At 42.8% G+C, this 17913-nt stretch carries 25 protein-coding genes and 2 tRNA genes; 8 read left to right on the top strand and 19 right to left on the bottom strand.

Translation table 11 applies throughout. From position 1 onward, the window contains the following. Nucleotides 1-135: 135 nt before the first annotated feature. On the top strand, nt 136-1056 hold the full coding sequence (locus tag QOS10_RS06840; RefSeq protein ID WP_283594683.1) for a DMT family transporter: 921 nt from the start codon (nt 136-138) through the stop codon (nt 1054-1056). A gap of 12 nt (nt 1057-1068) precedes the next feature. Here QOS10_RS06840 and QOS10_RS06845 read toward each other — a convergent pair whose 3' ends face one another. Then, entirely contained in the window at nt 1069-1821 is a 753-nt protein-coding gene (locus tag QOS10_RS06845; RefSeq protein WP_283594684.1) for a matrixin family metalloprotease, read from the bottom strand. A gap of 155 nt (nt 1822-1976) precedes the next feature. On the opposite strand from QOS10_RS06845, the gene QOS10_RS06850 reads away from it, so the two are divergent. The 4 genes from QOS10_RS06850 to QOS10_RS06865 all read left to right on the top strand — a co-directional run bounded on the left by QOS10_RS06850 (nt 1977) and on the right by QOS10_RS06865 (nt 3161). Further along, complete coding sequence (locus QOS10_RS06850; protein ID WP_283594686.1) at nt 1977-2465, top strand: DUF7679 family protein; 489 nt, start codon at nt 1977-1979, stop codon at nt 2463-2465. 48 nt (nt 2466-2513) lie between these two features. After that, nucleotides 2514-2584, top strand: a tRNA-Gln gene (locus QOS10_RS06855). A gap of 97 nt (nt 2585-2681) precedes the next feature. Continuing rightward, nucleotides 2682-3011: a hypothetical protein gene (locus QOS10_RS06860; protein WP_283594688.1), complete on the top strand. Its 330-nt coding sequence runs from the start codon at nt 2682-2684 to the stop codon at nt 3009-3011. A 77-nt stretch (nt 3012-3088) separates the two neighbouring features. After that, nucleotides 3089-3161: transfer RNA gene (locus tag QOS10_RS06865), tRNA-Glu, on the top strand. Between the two features lie 287 nt (nt 3162-3448). Here QOS10_RS06865 and QOS10_RS06870 read toward each other — a convergent pair. The 16 genes from QOS10_RS06870 to QOS10_RS06945 form a co-directional block, all read right to left on the bottom strand. After that, the gene (locus tag QOS10_RS06870; protein ID WP_283594691.1) at nt 3449-3931 is read right to left on the bottom strand and encodes a hypothetical protein; all 483 of its coding nucleotides are present in this window, start codon (nt 3929-3931) and stop codon (nt 3449-3451) included. A gap of 484 nt (nt 3932-4415) precedes the next feature. Further along, the gene (locus QOS10_RS06875; RefSeq protein WP_283594694.1) at nt 4416-4781 is read right to left on the bottom strand and encodes a hypothetical protein; all 366 of its coding nucleotides are present in this window, start codon (nt 4779-4781) and stop codon (nt 4416-4418) included. 733 nt (nt 4782-5514) lie between these two features. Next, nucleotides 5515-5880, bottom strand: coding sequence for a hypothetical protein (locus tag QOS10_RS06880; RefSeq protein WP_283594695.1), 366 nt, complete (start codon nt 5878-5880; stop codon nt 5515-5517). A 506-nt stretch (nt 5881-6386) separates the two neighbouring features. After that, the gene (locus QOS10_RS06885; protein ID WP_283594697.1) at nt 6387-6788 is read right to left on the bottom strand and encodes a hypothetical protein; all 402 of its coding nucleotides are present in this window, start codon (nt 6786-6788) and stop codon (nt 6387-6389) included. 182 nt (nt 6789-6970) lie between these two features. After that, the gene (locus QOS10_RS06890; protein ID WP_283594699.1) at nt 6971-7396 is read right to left on the bottom strand and encodes a hypothetical protein; all 426 of its coding nucleotides are present in this window, start codon (nt 7394-7396) and stop codon (nt 6971-6973) included. Nucleotides 7397-7487: 91 nt separating this feature from the next. Further along, nucleotides 7488-7865, bottom strand: a complete 378-nt coding sequence (locus QOS10_RS06895; protein WP_283594701.1) for a hypothetical protein — start codon at nt 7863-7865, stop codon at nt 7488-7490. A gap of 2 nt (nt 7866-7867) precedes the next feature. After that, nucleotides 7868-8794, bottom strand: coding sequence for a hypothetical protein (locus QOS10_RS06900; RefSeq protein ID WP_283594704.1), 927 nt, complete (start codon nt 8792-8794; stop codon nt 7868-7870). Between the two features lie 4 nt (nt 8795-8798). Then, complete coding sequence (locus QOS10_RS06905; protein WP_283594706.1) at nt 8799-9026, bottom strand: septum site-determining protein MinC; 228 nt, start codon at nt 9024-9026, stop codon at nt 8799-8801. Continuing rightward, nucleotides 9017-9496 carry a hypothetical protein gene (locus tag QOS10_RS06910; RefSeq protein WP_283594708.1) on the bottom strand — a complete coding sequence of 160 codons (480 nt, stop codon included), beginning with the start codon at nt 9494-9496 and terminating at the stop codon, nt 9017-9019. The genes QOS10_RS06905 and QOS10_RS06910 overlap by 10 nt, the downstream gene beginning before the upstream one ends. A gap of 274 nt (nt 9497-9770) precedes the next feature. Beyond that, a complete protein-coding gene (locus QOS10_RS06915; protein ID WP_283594710.1) occupies nt 9771-10088 on the bottom strand; it encodes a hypothetical protein in 318 nt (105 codons plus the stop codon). Between the two features lie 117 nt (nt 10089-10205). After that, nucleotides 10206-10517 (bottom strand): hypothetical protein, encoded by a 312-nt coding sequence (locus tag QOS10_RS06920; RefSeq protein ID WP_194177141.1) that lies wholly within the window; start codon nt 10515-10517, stop codon nt 10206-10208. A gap of 188 nt (nt 10518-10705) precedes the next feature. After that, nucleotides 10706-10987, bottom strand: a complete 282-nt coding sequence (locus tag QOS10_RS06925) for a helix-turn-helix domain-containing protein (protein WP_283594712.1) — start codon at nt 10985-10987, stop codon at nt 10706-10708. An 18-nt stretch (nt 10988-11005) separates the two neighbouring features. Next, the gene (locus QOS10_RS06930; RefSeq protein WP_283594715.1) at nt 11006-11779 is read right to left on the bottom strand and encodes a Rha family transcriptional regulator; all 774 of its coding nucleotides are present in this window, start codon (nt 11777-11779) and stop codon (nt 11006-11008) included. Nucleotides 11780-11796: 17 nt separating this feature from the next. Further along, on the bottom strand, nt 11797-12369 hold the full coding sequence (locus QOS10_RS06935) for a hypothetical protein (RefSeq protein WP_283594717.1): 573 nt from the start codon (nt 12367-12369) through the stop codon (nt 11797-11799). 12 nt (nt 12370-12381) lie between these two features. After that, nucleotides 12382-12771, bottom strand: a complete 390-nt coding sequence (locus tag QOS10_RS06940) for a hypothetical protein (protein WP_283594718.1) — start codon at nt 12769-12771, stop codon at nt 12382-12384. A gap of 24 nt (nt 12772-12795) precedes the next feature. Continuing rightward, nucleotides 12796-12981, bottom strand: coding sequence for a helix-turn-helix domain-containing protein (locus QOS10_RS06945; RefSeq protein ID WP_283594719.1), 186 nt, complete (start codon nt 12979-12981; stop codon nt 12796-12798). 145 nt (nt 12982-13126) lie between these two features. Here QOS10_RS06945 and QOS10_RS06950 point away from each other — a divergent pair, with 145 nt between their 5' ends. The 3 genes from QOS10_RS06950 to QOS10_RS06960 all read left to right on the top strand — a co-directional run bounded on the left by QOS10_RS06950 (nt 13127) and on the right by QOS10_RS06960 (nt 16795). Further along, nucleotides 13127-13684 carry a helix-turn-helix domain-containing protein gene (locus tag QOS10_RS06950; protein ID WP_283594720.1) on the top strand — a complete coding sequence of 186 codons (558 nt, stop codon included), beginning with the start codon at nt 13127-13129 and terminating at the stop codon, nt 13682-13684. A gap of 545 nt (nt 13685-14229) precedes the next feature. Continuing rightward, a complete protein-coding gene (locus tag QOS10_RS06955) occupies nt 14230-15318 on the top strand; it encodes a tyrosine-type recombinase/integrase (RefSeq protein ID WP_194177146.1) in 1089 nt (362 codons plus the stop codon). 148 nt (nt 15319-15466) lie between these two features. Further along, on the top strand, nt 15467-16795 hold the full coding sequence (locus QOS10_RS06960; RefSeq protein ID WP_283594721.1) for an IS3 family transposase: 1329 nt from the start codon (nt 15467-15469) through the stop codon (nt 16793-16795). Here QOS10_RS06960 and QOS10_RS06965 read toward each other — a convergent pair. Together QOS10_RS06965 and QOS10_RS06970 are read right to left on the bottom strand one after the other, a co-directional pair. Beyond that, nucleotides 16739-17218 (bottom strand): transposase, encoded by a 480-nt coding sequence (locus QOS10_RS06965; RefSeq protein ID WP_283594722.1) that lies wholly within the window; start codon nt 17216-17218, stop codon nt 16739-16741. The genes QOS10_RS06960 and QOS10_RS06965 overlap by 57 nt on opposite strands. 102 nt (nt 17219-17320) lie before the next feature. After that, nucleotides 17321-17913, bottom strand: a 593-nt coding sequence (locus tag QOS10_RS06970; protein WP_283594723.1) for a transposase, incomplete at its 5' end; no start/stop codon positions are given.

Consider the following 17913-nt stretch of genomic DNA (forward strand, 5'->3'; position numbering starts at 1 on the left):
ATCAATGGTACAGCAAGTAACAAAAAACGATAAAGATAAGAATTCATCTTATCCTTACCGAATATCATAGAACCGTTTAAATAAAGTGTGTTAGAATGGCACTTGTGGAAATTCTAGATTGGAAAGTGGAATATTATGACAAATAAAAAAGTCTTGGGGACGGTCATGATTATCGTGGCCTGCACCTTTTGGGGGATTTCGGGGCTGTTTGCCAAGGCCCTCTTTAATGTCAGCTCCAGCATTACCTCGATGTGGCTGACCCAGACGCGGATGATCTCGGCCGGGGTGATCCTGCTCATTATCAGCCAGTTTAAGGGGGACCGTCCGCTGCAGATCTTCCATAATCTGCATGATGCCTGGGTAATCTTTGCCTATGGCTTCTTTGGACTGGTGCCGGTACAATTTGGTTACTTTATGGCGGTGCAATATGGGAATGCCTCGATTGCGACGGTGCTGCAGTTTGTGGGCCCGTTCTTTATCATTGCCTACCTGGCGGCTTTCCGGCACATACCGCCGCGCCGGATTGAAATCATCAGTGCCATCATCGCCTTTATCGGGGTCTTTATCATTGCAACCCACGGGCGGATGAACCACCTGGCGGTAACCATGTTGGTCCTTTTCTGGGGGATTGTGGCGGCCATTGGGGTGGCCACCAACACGCTGATTCCACAGCAGATGCTCCGGACTAACCGGGTGCCATCGATGGTGGTAACGGGCTGGGGCTTGCTGTTTGCCGGTCTGGCACTGCTGGCCATTCATCCTGGCCAACCGCATATTCCTAACCTCCCGATTGTTTGGATCTGCTGGCTGGGGATTTTGATCATCGGAACCCTGATTCCGTTCCAATTGGCTAATAACTCGCTCAAGTACATTGATGCCACCACCTTTAGCCTGATGGATGCCTTTGAGCCGCTGGCGGCAACGATCGGTTCGGTTCTGCTTTTTAACCTGCACATGACGGGGGCTGACATAATCGGTTCTGTGCTGGTCATCGTGGCTGTGCTGGCGATCAACATTCGGATTCCGATCCGGCATAGGGGTAGTGAAATTGGGTAAAAAAGAAGCTGTTCACTTCGCTTTTAGCGAGGCGGACAGCTTTTTTGCGTGCACGGATGATTGCTGACTGTTGCTACTAATTTCGTTGGTATCCGGAGATTGTGAGTACAGCTTTTTGACAGCGTTGACGTCAGCAGGCTGGATCGTGTAGAAGGAACCAGCTGGCTGCATGACCGAGGTACCATTGTTGTGCTGGAGGCCGATCGCGTGGCCCAGCTCGTGCTCGGCGGTATTGATCACCCGCTGCTGGGAGTAGCCGTAGCTGGGATCGAGAAGGTAAGCGGCATTGAGTTGTACATCGGCATGGGTAATATAACCGGTCATGGCATTGGTCGTCGAATTGGTCAGTCCGGCAGCATTGTCATTATTTTCATTGATGGCCGTAATAGTAATATCGGCCTTGGATTTATCATTGATTTGCTGGAAGGTAAAAGCACCGGTCCGGTTCCACTGACTGATTGCCGATTCTGCAGCATTGCGCAGCACCGGGCTGCTGAGGTCAACATAGACCGTTGCCGTGGGATGCGGCCAGCGGGAGCCCGTCGTTGCATTAGCATGGCTCGGATCAACTTGTTGGGCCGATTCAGCAGGCTGCTTTTTGCCGGTCAAACGATTGAGCCCGTTATAGGTGAGAACCTGGGCATCGTGGATGGCGACGTTGGCATACTGTTGAAATGGCGGATTGTTCTGGTAGCCCCAGATAAGGGCACCAAAGGCCAGTAGGTAGATTAATGGTAAAAATAGGCGTCTACGAATTCTGACCACCTCCTAATAACAGAGAGTTTATTATATTGTCCCATTATTGTCCACAAAAGTGATAATTACGTGGCGAATTAGTTACGATTTAGTGAATTGATTATGAAGTGATTCACAAAGTGGGACTATCTGCGGTAGAATAGTGGTAAAAGGGAGTGAGCAAAATGGCACATGTTTTCAAAGTTCACGTTATGCTGAGCTGGGGTGAGCAGCGTGACTACCTGGTGGCCAATGACGTTGAACCAGGTTTGGAGCACCGCTTGGCAACGAGGGAGAACTGGCAGGAAGTGATGCGCGGGGCATTGATCAATGTGCCAGTTGCCCCATATCTGCCTAGCGGTGAGCCGTTGCCGCCAATGGCCACGGCGAAGGTGATTGATGTTGAGGCCCTTTCGGCAGATAAGATGCCCAAAGACCTGCAGCGGACCCGGAGCCAGTTCATCATGGCAGACATTTGGCAACATCAGAGCAGTACCGCTAACTATAATTTCTTACACCATGACTACGATCCAGCATCGCAGAAGCAGATTCGGGCGGATATTGATCATTGGAGTGATGGAGTTGATACGGCGGCCGTTTCGGCGGAGACACAGGCCCGCATTTTGACCCAAAAAAAGAAATTAAAAAAAGAATTGGCAAAAAGGGTTGACTAATTCTGGATTATTCTGTATAGTAATGACTGTTGTATGAAGCAACGTCATTGGGAATTGGCCAAGCGGTAAGGCGCAGGACTCTGAATCCTGGATCACTGGTTCGAACCCAGTATTCCCAATCTTGATAAGCCGCAATCCAATTATTTTATTGGGTTGCGGCTTTTTTAAGTTCGCACTTTTGTTACAATGGTGGTTGAAACAAGGAGAAAAAGAGAAATGGCAAGTAATTCTGATTCGATTTATTATGTTTTGATGAAGATTAAGCGACACCCCGAACTGATTATGATGAAAAGGGCCCGTTACACCAACACGGTCATGATTGCAATTGATGATCAACTGAAAATTGCGGACGCAAACTTTTATTTTCCGGACCTTTCGTTGATGGTTAACCGGCTCTCCAATGACTTTGTGGCGAAGAATGAAGACCTACTAGATGATTACTTTGCTATGACTAATAGTGATCAGCCAATCTATCATGATGTCTGGGTGACGACTTCCCATCTGCCCGCTAAACGAGCCTACCTCTTGGAATTGTCTTACGAGTAATATCGTAATAAAATAAAAAAGAGGATTGACAGTAATGGTGGGATAACGTATAATTCTTCTTGTACGTTAATTGATATTGCCCGCTGGTCAAATTGGTTAAGACGTCGCCCTCTCAAGGCGGAGTTACGGGTTCGATCCCCGTGCGGGTGATTTTTTATTGTTTCGGTGCTTTTATATCAGCTCAAAACGTTGATATAAAGGCATTTTTATTTTTGCAAAAACACTAAAAAACGTATTTTTTACCGCAAATGTGGAAAAAGTGCGGAAAAATATTTAACTTCTCTCCAGCGTGGGGCTGCCTGTTTGGGCGGCTTTTTCTTTTGCCATTCGCAACGTTTGCGGCAAAATATCTTTTTGCGTGTTTGCAATGTAAACATTAAGCATAGAAAAAGGGAACGAACCATGTTAGGTCCATCCCCTTAATCGAACTTCTTCTATTATTGTTGCCCATTCTGAATTCTCTGGGCAGCTTGTTCCATTTTTATTTGAGTTTCTGCAATCGTGTCTGGGTCGCCTTGAAAACTACCTGCATTGCCATTGGTCTGGTATATTGTACCGCCCTGCGATGGATGTGCTGTGTATACCTGCTCACCATTACCTTGATTAGTCGGCTCTGATTGAGGCTGTCTTTGCTGTTGACCATTGTTGTTAGATTGAGCGGTAGCCTGTTGGTTGCCGTTGTTACCTTGTTGGCTAGTAGCATTATTATTGGCTGTTGCTTGACTACTACTGGATGATGATTGCTTGTTCTTGTGGCTGGCCTTGTTAGCTTTCTTATGGTCCTTGTGGTGCTTAACTACTTTGGTAGACGTAGTAGACGAACTGCTGGCCGTCTTGTGTGATTGCGATGCTAGGTTATTACACCCAGCTAAACTAAGTCCGGCCAGTATGGTAACACAAGCTAAACCTATCTTTTTCATTCTGGAATACCCCCATATAAACATTTATAGTTTTATTATGCTCCTAATTTGGGGATGGTGACTGCTCCAATGTAAAAAAACACTGATTTTTCCAGTAATGATGGTCACTCTACGTAAATAAGATGGTCGATTGTATGGCTGCGGCGTTTTCGTGTTGTCTGAATGGCCAACAAAATTGCGAAAAACGCTAAAACGGGTAAAGTAGGATAGTGAATTATCATGTTAAATGCTGATTTTTCAATAATTGGCGAATGATACCCCCCCACCCTAAACTTTCAAAAATTATCGCTTATGTGTAAGACGATTGGAATGTGTGCGCTCTTTTTGATAGCAAAGTAGGGCGGGGGAGTGTTGCATGCTAAAATATGTTTGCGTATGGTAATTTGTAAAGGCGGCTATGTGAGGGCTGCCTTTTCTTTTTTAAGGGGGCCGAAAGTGTCATAAATACCTTTTAGGGTGTCGAAAATGTCCGAATCATCCCCAGCTAGTGCATAAGCTTGTAAGCCATCAGCAAGGCTTTACGTTGTCGATGATAGAAGTTGCCCTCTGTGATCTTGTAACGGTGCGCTGCCAGTTCTGCCAGTGTTGCTTTGGTGCGGTGCTGTTTGATAAATCGTTGATCTAAGATTATCCCATTAGCCTGGTCAACCTTGCTAACTGCGGCAATGATATGCTGCCGGGCCTTTAGTTCAGATATGGCCATCGTGTGCTCCAATTGCTCCTGGTCGGTCGCTCTGGGGTCGCTATCGTCCACTCTAAGCGATATTAGTTGCCAGCCCTTGAATTGCTTTAGGTAATCTTTGGCATTGTTAGCAGCGGCCTTTTCATCAATGCTGGGGATGATTGACATAGCATTACCACTCCAATACAATTTAGTTATGCCCGGTAAGGGTAAATAAATTAAAAGATATAATAGATTTGGTTTTTTTATTTATGGAGCTGTGCCACGTGGTGCGGTGCTGCTTTTTGACCTGTTGTTAATTCAACGGGTCTTTTTTATTGCTATCGTTCAATCAAACATACCAGGACAATAGCAATCATTATCCCGGCTGTAATCGTGTTAGTAGTCCAGTAGGACGTTGTTATTGAAACGTGAAATATATGTGCCACTAGATTGTAAAACATATAATCATCAAACGAATTAAGCAGCATTTATCATCATCCCCCTAATCGAATAAAGGCCACCGCTCTGTAATTCCTGTGAGTAGTGGCATTTACTATGTAATCAGCGTCAATATAGGCTTTCACCTTATGTTTTCTTAGTATTATTTTTAACTACGAATCAGTAACAAATAGCAGGTTTTTACAGGTTCTCCATGTTCAAACTTAGCGTCAATAAGGCGCTGCTTGTTGGCCTTAATTGCTCCAGCTTGTTGCGGTGAAGCCTGTAATACCAGCGTTTGTTAGTATTCAAGTGTAAGCAACGCTTTTAACTACGAAACTACAAACAAGGTTAGCATTTGTCAGCATTCAATTGACTACAAATATCCCCGATAATGTCCAGTTTTGTACAATGTTATTAGTGCTGTGTTACTGTCCTATCAACGTTTAGGCAATTCCAAACAGTTGTGAAGTGCATGGAACTAATCGGCCATTATTCCAATGTTTTTATAGGCGGTTGTTACCTTATTGCTGTAATATCCAGCATAAAAGCGATGGTGCTTCTGGTATACGAACCCCAATAACTCCATGTTGTGCTTGAATTGTCGATTAGTCAGCGGCTCCAGTCCTTGCTGATTACAGTAATCTTTGTAGTATTCGTAAGTTTGACGACAAGGGCTATATAATCGCCTGTCTTTCTTCACCTGGTCCGAATACACGAAACTAACTACCGTTTTTTCTGCCTGGTCCTTGTGGCGAACTCTGAAATGGTAATCCTTTTTGCTTGTTGCCATCCACTGTGCCAGGTTTCGATTATTGAAAACATATCGTCCACGATACCAACCCATAAGATCATCCCCCTTGCTTGGCTTTAGTTAATGGAACATTGCTAAGGCCGATATAAACACAATAAGCACGGATACTATAGCCCAACCCGAAAGATTAACCTCCATGCTGTGCTTTGCGGACATGATAAGGCCAGTAAATGGTACTGCCGATACGCTCATTATGATTAGCGCAAAACTTAAATATTTCATCTTCTATCTCTCCATGTTCTATTTTTCGCTGTAAGGCCGTCTAAGCAACTTTAAGCACTAAACGATAAATTATATTGCTTGCTGTCTATCCGTTCTAAAACTGTCCGATTTTTTAGCAAGGTTCGCTATATCGAACGCACGGTCTACTTTTTCATTCTAACTTGCTACTGAATTAACTACAATTCTGCCCCTTTACCAACGAATATATAGGCTAGTTACCCCTGTAATTACTGATTTAGCAGCATTTAGGGGATGTTAATATTCGTCGGTTATCAATCAAAAAAGACGGTCCACTGTTAGGCCGCCTTTACTGTTAGTTAGTGCCATTCGTTATGGTCCAGGTTGTTTACCTGGTCCAGCAAGTGTTGTGCGCTGTCACGCTGTTCTGGCGTTGCTGTAGGGTCATTTAATACGATGGTAGCCGCTTTTTTAACTGCGAAACAGTCCATTAATATTAAGCCGTCCTTTACCATGAAATGCTGGTTTGGAATACTAGCCAGGTACGGGTTTTCTGCTTTTAGTTGCTTGATAGGGTTATCTCCAGCGTTTTCGACTAGGCCACTATCAATTGCTGCTTGTGTAGGGTGGCCTAGCTCATCAATCATCCCTTCATCCACAAGCATTTTGTATAACTTATCTTTACGGGGCTTTAGGCCACCCGCGATTAGTTGGTTGTATGCTTGCTCCACTAGCATTGGATATTTGATATTAAATTTCATCTGTATTTATCCTCTCTTTTTAGGGTGTCTGAAATGTCCGATTACTCTTTTTATTGCATGAAAAATCTGAATATCTTTTTAAGGCTGCCGAAAGTGCCGGAAATACCTTTAACGTGGTTCATAGTCCACTAAATCATCCCCCGATTATCGTTAATATAACAGTAATTGGGGGATGTTTATTTTCATCGCTCTAGTTGATCGTATTCGTCCAATTTTTCATTAATTGAGTAGTTACTGAAATAGCTATCAATTACCTTTTTCTTAATTTTCTTATCTTTGCCTGTGCTATGTGAGTAATCATCAATAACGGCTTTAAGGTGATTAATTATCTGCCCTTCGATCTGCTGCGCTTCTTTGAGCTTTTTATTGTACTTGGTAACAAGCTGCTTATTTTGCTCTAGCAGGGTAGGGACATGGTGCTTAATGATACCCATGTCGTCCAGTATCTTTTTATGAACGAACGGTATTTTGATTAGGCTCTTATTCAACTGTGCTTCATTCTCTGCAATTTGTTTGTCTAGCTTCTTAATCTGAATCAGCTTGATCTTATTAGTATTAAGCCCTAGTACGACACTAGACAGATGATCTTCAATTTCTTCACGGTTCATAGTAATTACCTCTTCTTTTTTAAGGGTGCAAAATCTGAACATGGTACCTGGCCATTCCTTTTATAGGGTGTCTAATATGCCCATTGCTTCATTACACCCTCTTCGCAATCAGCTTATTGTGTTTCACCAGTGCCGGGCTTCTTTGCGATATGCAATAAATCCAATTGAGTTCACCTGCTGCTTCTGGAATAAATCCAGCGATCAGCATTGCGCCCTTGAATTGGCCGTTATAAACATAGAAGCCGCCTGGCTCTTCGTCCTCGAAAAGGTGTTTCAACCCATAACTGCTCCAGCGGTTGTTAGGTGTTTTTCGGTGCTTAAATGATTGAATACAATAGCTAACTAATTTCTGCTGATCTTCTGGTGATAGCTTCTGGAAAATTAACGGGTCGTTTGCTTGCTTCAACTGGTCACGACCATACTTTTTTAGTAATGATGTTCTTTGCTGGATTAACTTCTTCACGTCCATAGCTATTCCGTCCTTTCCGTAGTAACGGCCTTAACATTTTCCAATAGGTGAGCCGTAATCATGCTGTGAATGATACTGGGCTGCCCCTTGAGATCTTGAATTTCTGTCAGAAGTTTAGATAGTCCTCGCTTTACGTATTCAGCCTTGTACTGATTGAGTAGGTCACTGAACAAGGCATTTAGTCGTTTATCATCGTGGGGAATGCTGGTGGCCATTACTCGATTAATCTTAGCAATTAGGACTTCCGGGTTATCGCTTTGGTTGTCACTTTCAGTAGGGCGGTAAGAAGTGGTTTCCCCCATACCCCCATTAGAAGAAGATGTAGTAGTATACACACACTTATTTAAATTTTTCTGGTCTGTGCTGTTCTGATCTTCTCTGGTCTGTCCTAGTCTACTCTTATCTATACTATTCTTATCTATACTGGGCGAACATTTTGTATCCTTTTCGTTTACATTATGTTTACCAGAAGTATCCATTTTGTTTACGGACTGCTGTAACCGTTGCTGCTGTAAGGCTTTAAGGTTTATTTTTCTGCTGCGGTTTGCTCTTTCTACCCAATCATCCAATGACAATGCAATGTTTTCATCGTTGGGGTCGATTGTGTATCTAAAATCAGTACGAATGAATACTTGAGCAGATAAATTTAACAGGGATGTGCGCTTGTAGTGCGTCAATTGTTCCGTGTTTAGCCAATCAACAATCAAATAAGCACCGTCTAGCTTAATAACTAGATTGTTATCCTCTAGCTGCTTGTAGTTCTCATCGGTTGCCTTGTCCATTAAGTTAATTAAAGTAACGTCAGTACAGAAGCCATCATCGTCAGCGTACAGAACTAAATCATCGTATAGGATTTTAGTTACTGGCGGTAAATTGATATAGGCCCCGTTTTGATGTATCTCTTTGCTAATCATTCTGCGCTGTGCCATTTTATTACCTCATAATCTTTACTGGTTCTCCAGGCTCACCAATTCTTATTAATCCTACATTGGCAAGCTGTGAAAACTCTGTGCCGTCAACATGAAGGGCATTACAGATAAGCTCACTACAATGAACCAAGCTATTTTCGTCTTGATAGACCAATAGATACAGATACAATAATTTAGCGTTGTTGCTAAGAGTATAGAAATCGTTGGTTTCTAAGAAATCCTTTAGCTCCATTGTCTACCATCCCCCAAACTGCTGTAACTAAGTTGACCATCAACAAATAACTTGGCAAGGGCGGCCAGTCCTTTAATGGTCCGTTGGTCCCGGTTCGTCACTTGCTGAATAACGGCGATCATTGGGTTATCATCTGCTGGGCGGTCGTAAATATTGCGGTGAATGCCTGTGTCCTTGTCCAGTGAGCGTAGTAGGAAGAATATCCTGGTCATGCTGCGCTCTCCGTTATTGCTGATTAGGGCCAGCTTGTGGGGCAAGCCATCCTGGACCGATTGTGCGTAGACGAGGGCGTTATGTACTCGTTCCGGGTCATTACCGACAAACTCTTCCACTTGTTGGGCTAGTTTGCTAACTGTGGCCTGGTCCGGGTTGATGAGGTAACGGTATAGCTGTTTTAAGGCGTTGGCTGCTAAGCATGGTTCCCAACGTTCTCGGTGCCCGTCTGGGGCTGTGAGGGTGATTAGTTGCATAATTTATCACCATCCTTGAGTGATTGATTAAACAGTTGTTGCAAGGCTTCATGATTGCTATTGTTTATATACTCTAGGCATTCATGTAGTGCACTGATTATCTCGTCCTGGTTCTCAACCGTTACCATTAAATTGTATAAATCGCTATGGCTGTAATCGTCTTTCAAGCACGGAATCAGGCATTCATGAAGCCGCTCGTGATAGTCCATAAGTGATGAAATTAGGCCCTTTGTGGTTGTGTTATTGGCCATAAGCCTATCAAAGTTATCAGTCATTACTTGTCACCAGCTTCCATAAGTGAATTCACGGCCATGTTGACTTGGCTCTGTGCCTTTTCCGTAGCTTGAATGGTAGCAGCCGATAGCGCCGTTAATTTAGTTGCCAGGCGGTTTGCTTGGTACTTTTCTCCACCATCTTGGCTAGGGTAGTCAGTCAACAAAGTTATGTTATCCGACACTAAGTCATTGACCGTTTGTGCCAGCCCCAGAACTGTTTCAAGGGTAATGTTTGTATCTTCAACTTGATTAAGATTAAATTTTTCCATTGTCTTATTCCTTTCTGTGTCGGGGATGTTTCCCAATAATTGCTTCATGATAGAATAGACAAGGCGGGCTAGTTACCGCCTTATCTAAGTTTTGAGCCTGTTAATGCTGTGTGATGTGGTAGTTATCCAGCATTAGCGGCTTTTTTGTTTCATGAAACATAATCATCATTTACTTTCTAAATCTGCGTTGCTGATTGCCTGCGCCCGCTTGGTCATTTCCATAATCTGCGACGTTAGCGGTGCGAGGGCTGCCGTTCGTTCCTGGTCATTGGTAATGATGTAGTAGCCATTAAAGGGCCGCTCATACCTTGCACCAATTGGCTTGTGGTGGATAACGATTAAACGATTGATTACACCACGTACTCGACGACTGCTCCAGCCTGTGAGTTTCATTAGTTCCTTTAGCGGTCGTGGTCGTTCCATTCCTTTTGGTAATAAGTCCATAATCCGCTGCTCGTCCTTGTCTAAATGTTCCATAGGTTTCACCTCTTAAAATACTTGGGTCATAAGTCCGATAATAAAGGCCGTTGCTGGGACAAACGTTGCCAGGTAAGCCCACACTCTTTCGTCTGGCGCTGTAAACCAAAACGCCAAAATCTGATTATCAATAGTTCTTAGTAGTTTCATCTTAGATACCTCTCAAAGCCGTGCTGGGGAGCTGTGCTTTAATTCTTCTGTTGTTGTGCGTCCATCCACCGATCAAGGGCCGCCTTGCTGTAATGCTTGCTACCCTCGATTGTGATGGTAGGAAAGCCAATATCTGCTCTTTCCCACTTGATGAGGGTACCTGGTGAAGTCCCCAGATACTTAGCAGCCTGTCGTTGGTTCATATACTCTGGCCAGTGATTAGTTGTCCTTGTATCTGCCACCACCTGCTCGATAGCAGCCTTGACCATCGCAAGGGTGGCCTGCTCTAATTCTGGCGGTAGCTTTACTCCAATATCCATAAGAAAATCATCCCCAATCTAGGCTGAATGTTTAATTAGTCGGTCCTTTAATTCCTGGTAGCTATTAACGCCGCTGGTATATAAGCTAATTAGCTTATTTTCAGTGTCGATATAGGCTTCCCGTTCGTCGCTTGTAAGGACTTCTGCAAAGGCTGAAACGTCTTTGCCGAAACCTCTGTCACGCTTGAGTTTTGAAGCGTTATGTCCTGCCGCCGCTATGTATAGCAGGTTAGTTAATTGCAAAATCTCACGTCCTAGATTATCGCCAACGTAATATTGCTGAATGGAATCGGTTAGCTGCTTGCGTAGTCGCTTTTCTAAGTCGTACAGAGTACGCCGTTTAGTTAATTCCTGTTCCATGTCATTAAAGCGAGAAATATAAGCCAATTTGAATGCTAAGGCATTGCGGCCATTGAAGCCCATTGTTAGCAAAGTGAAGCCGTCCCGGTTCATATCGTATGAGCGAACCGTCCGCCCGTCTTTGGTGATATAGGATGCGGGGATGAAGCACTCATCAAACTTCATTTTGCTAACCCGGCTCAATGTTTCTAAATCTACTGGGCTCAAATTTGGGTTCAGTGTTTTATTTTTACTGTCCCCATTTTGGGGTTCAGTGATTGTTGAGCTGGGCTCAAAAGTGAGCCCAGTAAAATTACTCCAGTCGTTTTTAAGGCGGCCTATATCACGCAAAATATTTTTGTGCCGCTTATGAAAAACTTTGGCCACGTCCCGGCTATTAACTACTGCGCTGCGGTTCTTAATAATCACATTAAATAAAATATCCGGTGTCATAAACATTCATCCCCAATCTAGATCAGTAACATAATGCCCTTGATCTCGTCCCACGTCTTACCAAGTCCCACAAGGCCGATTGCGATGTTTTCCAGTTGAGAGTAGCGCTCTTGCTCTTGCGGGGTGAGACCGTCTAGCGAGTTGCTGACGTGGCGCTGCTGCTTGATCTGCTTAGCGGTTAGGCCAGTAGCCCGTTTTAATAAAAGTTGAGTTAACTTTTTATATTGCCGGTAGCGTTTATCATTTGTCCCTATTGTTTTGAGGGCTTGTGCTTTCGCCTTATTACTAGCTTTACTAGGACGTGCTAACAGAATTAACAACGTTGCTTGGAACTCATTCAAATAGTAATTGCGTTCCGGCCTACCACCATGTAGATATTGTCTGGGGTTAAAACGAATAGCGTTAGCGGGCGACAAACTGGCTAAATCATCAAAGCTTTTATTAATCATATTCTTGATGCTACGATGATTGAGCTTTAACAGTTCTGCCAGGTCTTCACTCGTTATGTAATATCCGTTTTTGTCGTGGCGCTTAATAAAGCTAGCCTTGATAGGCATATAAAGATCTTCAAGCGTTTTGGCTTCGTTCATTCAATCATCCCCCTAAATGCGGCCTAGCAAGGCTTTGGCGGCGGCTTTTAGACTATCTAGGGCGATTAAGGTATATCCATTCTTAAATTCCGTCTGTTGTAAGCAAACAACCATGTAGGAAACGTCTGCGTATTTGATGATGTCATGTTCCTTAATGAAAGTCCGATCTTCTAACGGCGTGCTTTCCGTCGGCTGGTTTCCACCGTAGTAAATCTCACCAATAAAGGGAATGTCTGCGGTGTGATCTTCAACGGTCATATCAAAGCCCATTCCGTCTTCATATTCTCCAGCGGTGAAAATACCATTCTCCAGGCGGATCTGGTCGCCGTCTTGTAGTTCAAATGTTTCTGCCTTGCGGTTGTTCAATTCATCTAAAATCTTTTGAGTGTCAACATTCTTCATTCTGAAATACCTCTTTCTTTGTTGTTACTTGTCTTGCGTTGCTACGACACGATGAGCAGCCATGAACTTATCAATATCGGACTTGGCGATGCGCTTGGAATTACCAACTTTAATGGTCGGTAAACCTTGCTTGATATATTCCGTTAAGGTCTTAGGAGCCGTAAAGCCCATATACTTCATGGCTTGCTTGTAACTGAAATACTCTGGCATTTATTCTCACTTCCTTTTCCACATTTGTAGAACTCTACATTCATTATTTAATTCTACTTTTGTAGAAAAGTCAACTATTTTATGGTGTTTTATTTACATTTGTAGAAATATATTTAATAATTAAATCGGAAAGGGGGGCATATCGTTGAACAGAATAAAAGAAATACGTAAAAACAAAAAGTTCACCTTGAAACAGGTGAGCAAAGAAACTGGAATTTCTGTTTCTAGCCTTAGTGCTTATGAAAAGCAGGAAAACGATAAAGGGTATCGTAAACCCAAAATTGAGAACTGGATAAAATTAGCTGACTTCTTTGATGTCCCTGTTGCTTACTTACAAGGCTCTAGTAATCTACAAAACCCTTCTTTTGAAGATTACATTAAAAAACACCGAAATGAATTCATCCATTTTGGTGACTACGAAAATGCCTTTCACGTTTATACAGAAGATGAAGTCTTGAAAAGGTATTTTAAGTTTTCAAATCTTTTTCTTGATAAGAAGCAAAAGGCTTTGGTGGATATGCAAAACTCCATTCAAGATAAAAATGAATTTGCACAATTTGATTATTATTTAAGCGAGTTGTTAGATATGTTTCTTAATGCTGCCACCAATCACGATCAAGGTTCTGTAGAATGCTATAAAAAATTAGATGATTTAATTAGTAAGTACAGGGAAGTAGACCATTCAATATTTAAGAATAATTGATTTATGAAATGTTATTGAGCTACTATAGCTAATTTCTTAATTGATAGGCTTTAACCGTATGTTTTTGTAGGTTCTAGTTCATCCCCTGTTAGTTGGGAATGCTGCCGCTAATAAGGCTGGGTCCAATTCTGGACTGAGGGTTATATCTGTTACTGGTCCGACTTGGCCCGTTGCTTCAGTGGACCAACTTTGATAGCTAAATATAGCTGGTATATAGCTGTTCGATGTAGTAATTTGTAGCAATCATCCCCAGTAGTTAAGGGGTCGATAGTTTGTAGACCCCAGCGCAAAATTGCGCCGGGCGGCCTGGGATATTGCCTTACCCTGCGTGGTCAATTTGAACACGCTGTTTATCTTCCCCGCTTGTGGGGATGCTGCCGGGAATACCAACCAGCGCAAAATTGCGCCCGTTAATTTTTCCCACTTGTGGGGATGTTATTCATATCATGGGCTAAACCGGGTACACGCCCGGCTGGGTCCGCTCATAAAAAATACCCCTCTCATTGCCACGCTGGGGAGCTGTGCGAATAAAAAGGGGTAATCTTATGAGTTATGTAAGAAAAGCTAAAAAGGGCTACTACGGCGTTGCTGTGTACCGTGATGAGAACGGGAAACGGCGGCAAAAATCTGCCGGGTGCTTCAAACTAAAACGTGAGGCGGTATCTGCTGCCGTTACACTGGAAAAGAAGCTCAATGCAATTAACCAAACGTTGAAAGACATATCACTAGCTGATTACTTTGAGCGGTGGTTCAAGCTCTATAAAGCGAATAAGGCCAGGAGCGATAGTGCTAAGAATCAATACAATATCATGCAAAATAAGATTAGGACTTATTGGGGTGATACTAAGTTACGGACCATCAAACGTTCAGACTATCAAGCCTTTATTAATTGGTATGGTGCCGATCATGCTTATAAGTCCGTCAGCAAGTTAAACGGGGCTATTCGTTCCTGTGTAGGATATGCGATAGACGATGATATTATCACCAAAGACTTTACTCACAATGTCAATGTTAGCTATAACAAGGAAAAGCTCCGCAAGGTTGAGTATCTAACAGTTGACGAACTCCAGACGCTTAAAAAGAATGTGCTAAGTAATCTTAACCGTTACAATACCAGCCGTTACATGATCTTGACTGCTATTTATACGGGGATGAGAAAGAGTGAAATACAAGCGCTCACCTGGAAAGATGTGGACTTTCTCCATGCTACGATCACGGTTGATAAGTCGTGGAATGAAAAGAAAAAAGCTTTCAAATCGACTAAAACGGAATCAAGCAAGCGGACGATCAAGGTTAATCGTGAGTTGCTGAATCGTTTAGCTGATTTGAAAGCTAATAGCACGACTATGGTATTTCAGAATGTGCTAGGAACGGTCCCAACTGGAACTGCTCTGAATAAATGTTTACGTTCTATTATGGCTTCATGTAAGCTGAAAAAGCAAGGCTTTCACTTTCACTCACTGCGCCACGTTCATGTTGCCTACCTATTAAGCAAGGGTGTAGATATTTACGCTATATCGAAACGGCTGGGCCATTCTAATATCACGGTCACGTTGAATACTTACTCATATCTAGTGGACGAGTACAAGGCCAAAAATGATAAGCTAATCATCAACAAACTAGCAGAATTATAGAAGCTGCGGAAAAAGTGCGGAAAAAAGCACCGAAAAGCCCGGTATTACAGGGCCTTATATCCCCGTGCGGGTGATAATTAAAAGGGGCTGTGACATAAGTCCTGACGTGTACCCCCCAGAGTTGGAAATCAACTCTGGGGGTATTTTTATGACTAAAATTAGCGTCAGTACTAAGCTTAGGGCTGTTAAGGAATATATTGGTAGTAACAGTACTTTGGCTTCCGTCAGACGTAAATATCACCTCGCCGATCTTGATTTTCAAATATGGGTGGGTATTTATACACGATTTGGTGGAGGACCATTACTTAGTCCGCCTAAAGTTACTGGGGATTTTCGCTTGAATCTGGTAAAGTGGAAACAAGAAAATTTGGCGTCAATTTCAGCGACCTGTATTCATTTCGGCTTTCGTTCTCCAGCTTCGGTTTATCATTGGGAATGCATCTATAATAAGCGTGGAGCACAGGCTTTACTGAACTTACGCCGGAGAAGGAAGGCCAGACATGGTCACTCATCACGAAGACAACCAAAACAAGCAATTACGGCAGCTCCAGGCCCAGAATCAAGCCCTACAAAGAGAAAACTTATTATTAAAGATACAACTCGACGCCTCAAAAAAATTAGCTGGCTTGAGAAAGCATCCAAAAAAGAACTCGCGCAAGTAATCTATGAACTCAAGGCCAAATACCTGTTAAAGGATTTAATTGATGCGCTCCCCATTTCGATGTCGACTTACCAGTACTGGCAACACCAGTTTGAGCACCCGGATAAAGATGAGCTTGAATTCAAGGCGGTAATCAAAGGCTTGTTTAACTACTATGAAGCCGAGTACGGAGTCCGGCGGCTCGGTGCCCAAGTGCGTGCCTATTACCAGCTAATTGGTAAAGCAGCTCCTAACCACAAGCGAATTCAACGCCTCATGCATGAAATGGAACTTAAATGTACTAAATATAATCAACGGCGGTACAAGTATGATTCCTCTAAAGGATCTAACGGCAAGAAGGCTAAGAACAAGCTCAACCAGCGCTTTATGAGTAATCGTAAATATCAAAAGATGGTCTGTGACATTACGGAGTTCAAAGCTCATAATGGACAAAAAGTTTATCTGGAAATTATTAAAGATCTCGCCACTAATCAGATCTTAACTTGGGCCATTGGCCAAAGGACAACTCTTAATTTTGCCTTGATGCCACTTCAAAAGTTACTCGATCAGTTACCGCATACTGGTTATCAATTAACTCTCCACACCGATCAGGGGGGGCACTACCAACATAACACTTGGCGAAAACTTTTGCGCCAGGGGCATATTCGCCAAAGCATGTCTCATCGAGCAACTTGTTTAGACAACGCCGCCTGTGAAACGGTCTTTAATAAGCTTAAAGCTGAGATTGGCCAAGATACTAGTTATCAGAACCAAGCTGAATTAATCCAGGCCATTGAGGAATGGCTCTTCCTTTTTTACGAAATTATTGGAATATGAAGACGGCCTTTCGGCCATTTTCTTCATGTTCAATGCCATTAAGGCAATCCCAATTTGTCTTTTGGCTTTCTTAAGACCACGGACCATGAATCTCTTGAAACCCAAATAAGCCTTCAAATTACCAAAAACTGATTCTACATCGTATTTCCGACGCGAATAAGTATTGGAATTTGAAAGCGACTCGCGAGCTTTAGCTTTAAAATATTCCCACTGTGGATTCACCATAATAGATTTGATATTTCCACGGGGCGTTAATGCTTGAGGAATAACCTGATGATTTTCATCGTACTTTTCAGCTTGATACAATTTGAAATCACGACGAAACTTATACTTATCATTGCGATAGGCATAACGTTTGAAATTAAAGCGGACGCCATGCGGATCAATATAGTAATCATCATCTTCATGATATTCCCAGTTCATCACTTTACGATCATCAGAGCGTCATTTACGACTATTCTCGTTAAGCATAGTACTGTAAGGAATTAGAGCTGTACAATTAGGCAACTCATCCTCAATATACTTTTAATTACTTTCCGAACCATAACCAGCATCAGCGACAATCTCTCGACCCAAAACGCCGTTTTGGTTGAGTTGATGAAGGAAGGGAATCAAGGTCCGTGTATCAGTAGGGTTCTGCATAAGGCCATAACCAAGGACATATTGCGAATTGGTCATAATTTGAAGATTGTATGCCGGCTTAGTTTGGCCATTTTGCATGGGATCTTCTTTCAGACACATAAAAGTGGCATCATGATCAGTTTTGGAATAGCTATTCTGTTGACCAGCAATCTGGGCCTGGGTTTGATATTCAAGGTGTTTTTGGCGACAGTGATCCAGTGCATGAAGGTACTTTTTAGCATGGCGTCGCTCTTGTTTGGCTGGATTAGGCGAAACCTTTGCGGTTTCGCTAACCCATTGATTCAACACCTCAATTCGTTGTTCGAGTAATGCAATAACAGTGTCAAGTTGGTCAATGTCAAAATTCTCTTCATCGACATTGATTTTAACCTCTGCCTGTTTAATCTCATGAATTAATTGACGAGCTTTTTCAACATTCAATTCACTATACTTAATTGTCTGCTTCTTCCAAACGAAGGAGTACTTATTAGCATTAG

Origin of the sequence: Limosilactobacillus galli (assembly GCF_947381495.1) — a bacterium.
GTDB classification, from domain to species: Bacteria; Bacillota; Bacilli; order Lactobacillales; family Lactobacillaceae; genus Limosilactobacillus; species Limosilactobacillus galli.